The following is a 3,638-nucleotide window of genomic DNA, read 5'->3' on the forward strand; positions in this document are numbered from 1 at the left end:
GCGTCGGGACTGAAGTCCCTCCCACAGTGCACCCAGCGAGTGCGCCGCAAGCGCGTGTGGAAGCGACTTCCGTTGCGACGCGTAAAGGCCAAAGTGTCCGGAAAACTGCCGTCGGGACTGAAGTCCCTCCCACAGTGCGCCCAGCGAGTGCGCCGCAAGCGCGTGTGGAAGCAACTTCCGTCGCGACGCGTGAAGGCCGAAGTGTCCGGAAAACTGCAGTCGGGACTGAAGTCCCTCCCACATCCTCATGCTCACCGGCGCGGCAGGGGCTGGTGGCCGACTGGCAGCAGCGGATGCCCGGTCGCGGCTGAAGCCGCTCCTGCGACGATAGTCCCAGCTTACTGCGCGTCGGGCTGGTGTTCCGGGCGCGCCGCGTCGAATGCCGGCAGCGCCAGGCAGGCGCGCTCGATCCGCTCCAGGGTCGGGTAGGCCTGCAGATCCACGCCGAAGCGGCGCGCGTTGTAGAGCTGCGGCACCAGGCAGCAGTCGGCCAGGCCCGGCTGCTCGCCGTGGCAGAAGCGTCCGGTGTCGGGCGACTCGGCCAGCAACTGCTCCAGCGCATCGAAGCCGGTCTGCATCCAGTGCCGCATCCACTCTTCGCGCTCGGGTTGCGGCACGTTCCAGGCGTTCTCGAAGAACTGCGTCACGCGCAGGTTGTTGAGCGGGTGGATGTCGCAGGCGATCAGTTGCGCCAGGCCGCGCACGCGGGCGCGATCGATCGGCGCGTCCGGCAGCAGCGGCGGCTCCGGCCAGCGCTCGTCCAGGTACTCCAGGATCGCCAGCGATTGGCGGATCGGCTGGCCCTCGTGGCACAGGGTCGGCACCAGTTCCTGCGGGTTCAACCGCGCATATTCCGGCGAGTGCTGCTGTCCGCCGTCGCGCACCAGGTGCACCGGCAGCGATTGATAGGCCAGGCGCTTGAGCTCCAGCCCGATGCGCACCCGGTACGCGGCGCTGGAGCGCCAGTAGGTGTAGAGCTGCAGTGCCTCGTCCATGCCCGCCTCCGTCTGCGCAATCGACAACGATACCGGTGGACACCTGGGCTGCGGCGCCGTCGGTCGCCCCGGCACCGCCGCCGGCCGGATCAGGGCAGCGGCGCCTGCTCGATGCGCTGCTCGATCGCGCCGAAGATGCTCACTCCGTCACGGTCCAGCATCTCGATCCGCACCACGTCGCCGAAGGACATGTACGGCGTGCTCGGCTTGCCGTCGCGCAGGGTTTCCACGGTGCGCTGTTCGGCGAAGCAGGAGGCGCCGCGCGTGGTGTCCTGGTTGGCGATGGTGCCCGAGCCGACCACCGCGCCGGCCGCCAGCGGCCGGGTCTTGGCCGCGTGCGCGACCAGTTGCGCGAAATCGAACTGCATGTCCTCGCCCGCCTCGGGCGCGCCGAACCAGGCGCCGTTGATGTGGGTCAGCAGCGGCAGGTGCACCTTGTTGCCCTGCCAGGCCTCGCCCAGTTCGTCGGGAGTGACGAACACCGGCGACAGCGCCGAACGCGGCTTGGACTGCACGAAGCCGAAGCCCTTGGCCAGTTCAGGCGGAATCAGATTGCGCAGCGACACGTCGTTGACCAGGCCGATCAACTGGATGTGCGCGGCGGCCTGCGCCGGGCTGACCGCCATCGGCACGTCGTCGGTGACCACCACGATCTCGGCTTCCAGGTCGATGCCGTAGTCCTCGCTGACCACCTTGACCGCATCGCGCGGGCCGTAGAAGCCGGCGCTGACCGCCTGGTACATCAGCGGGTCGGTGTAGAAGCTCTCCGGCACCTCGGCGCCGCGCGCGCGGCGCACGCGCTCGACGTGCGGCAGGTAGGCGCTGCCGTCGAGGAACTCGTAGGCGCGGGGCAGCGGTGCCGCCAGCGCGGCCATGTCCAGGTCGAACTGGCCGTCGGCGCTGCCGTCGTTGAGCGACTCGGACAGCGCGTTCAGGCGCGGGGCGAGGTTGCTCCAGTCCTCCAGCGCGCGCTGCAGGGTCGGCGCGATGCCGGTGGCGCGCACGGCGCGGGTCAGATCGCGGGACACGACGATCAGGGTGCCGTCGCGACCGCCTTCCTTCAGGGAACCTAGCTTCATGTCCGTCCAGTGCTGGGGGCTGAGCCGGCGATTGTACGGCCAGACGCCGGCTTGGTTTCAACTGAAACGGACCCGCATTTTGTGCAGCGCGCCAATTCAGGTACACTGCGCCGGTCTGCATGCGGCCGTCCGTTTCCCTCAGGGATCGCCGGCGAGGCCAGGATCGCAACGATCCGACTCGCCCGCCCCGCCCGACGCCTTTCGTGGTGCCGACGAACCCCAGCCTCGCGCTGCGGGTTGATCCACCCTCTCGCAGCGCGGTTCACGGGAACGCTCCGAGCCTCACCTACTTGCGCCTGCGCGCCGGGTCCGTCCCGGCGTCGGCGCGTTATCCGGAGCATTCTCATGTCGTTCGAATCCCTGGGCCTTGCGCCCTTCCTGCTGCGCGCGTTGGCCGAGCAGGGCTACGAAACCCCCACCCCGATCCAGGCGCAGGCCATTCCCGTCGCCCTGGAAGGCCATGACCTGATGGCCGGCGCGCAGACCGGCACCGGCAAGACCGCCGCGTTCGGCCTGCCGCTGCTGCAGCACCTGGGCACTTCGCCGCAGTCGGTGGGCCCCGGCCCGCGCAAGCCGCGCGCGCTGATCCTGACCCCGACCCGCGAACTGGCCACCCAGGTCCACGACAGCCTGCGCGGCTACAGCAAGTACCTGCGCATCCCCAGCACCACCATCTACGGCGGCGTGGGCATGGGCAACCAGCTCGACGCGCTGCGCCGCGGCGTGGACCTGCTGATCGCCTGCCCTGGCCGCCTGCTCGACCATCTCGAGCGTCGCAGCGTGGACCTGTCGGGCATCGAGATCCTGGTGCTGGACGAAGCCGACCGCATGCTCGACATGGGCTTCCTGCCGTCGATCAAGCGCATCCTCGCCAAGCTGCCCAAGCAGAACCGGCAGACCCTGCTGTTCTCGGCCACCTTCGAGGAAGGCATCAAGCAGCTGGCTCGCGAGTTCATGCACGACCCGCAGGAAATCCAGGCCACCCCGAGCAACACCGTGGCCGACACCATCACCCACCGCGTGCATCCGGTGGACGGCGCGCGCAAGCGCGAACTGCTGCTGCACCTGCTGGCCGCCGACTCGCGCAAGCAGACCCTGGTGTTCGCCCGCACCAAGCACGGTGCCGACAAGCTGACCATGTTCCTGGACAAGTCTGGGTTGAAGACGGCAGCGATCCACGGCAACAAGAGCCAGGGCCAGCGCCTGCGCGCATTGAGCGACTTCAAGGCCGGCCGCATCACCGTGCTGGTGGCGACCGACATCGCCGCGCGCGGCATCGACATCGACCAGTTGCCCAAGGTCATCAACTACGACCTGCCGATGGTCGCCGAGGACTACGTGCACCGCATCGGCCGCACCGGCCGCAACGGTTCGACCGGCGAGGCGATCTCGCTGGTGGCGCAGGACGAGGCCAAGCTGCTGCGCGCGATCGCACGCATGCTCAAGCGCGAGATGGACATCCGCGACGTGCCGGGCTTCGAGCCGGTCACGCCGATCCGCTGGGGCAACAACAACCCGCCGGACGAGCGTCCGGGCGGCCAGCGCCCGCCGCGTCGCGGCAGCC

Annotated in this window: 3 protein-coding genes; 1 reads left to right on the forward strand and 2 read right to left on the reverse strand. The window is 69.3% G+C overall.

The genetic code is table 11. The features are described from left to right. Positions 1 to 338 precede the first annotated feature (338 nt). Together maiA and D183_RS0107690 are read right to left on the reverse strand one after the other, a co-directional pair. A complete protein-coding gene (gene maiA / locus D183_RS0107685) occupies positions 339 to 995 on the reverse strand; it encodes a maleylacetoacetate isomerase (protein WP_017908489.1) in 657 nt (218 codons plus the stop codon). A gap of 89 nt (positions 996 to 1,084) precedes the next feature. Continuing rightward, on the reverse strand, positions 1,085 to 2,074 hold the full coding sequence (locus D183_RS0107690; protein WP_017908490.1) for a fumarylacetoacetate hydrolase family protein: 990 nt from the start codon (positions 2,072 to 2,074) through the stop codon (positions 1,085 to 1,087). Between the two features lie 345 nt (positions 2,075 to 2,419). Between D183_RS0107690 and D183_RS0107695 the strand changes: the two genes are divergently transcribed. Continuing rightward, the coding region (locus tag D183_RS0107695) for a DEAD/DEAH box helicase (protein WP_017908491.1) at positions 2,420 to 3,638 on the forward strand (1,219 nt) is incomplete at its 3' end.

This window comes from Xanthomonas sp. SHU 199 (assembly GCF_000364665.1).
GTDB lineage: Bacteria > Pseudomonadota > Gammaproteobacteria > Xanthomonadales > Xanthomonadaceae > Xanthomonas_A > Xanthomonas_A sontii.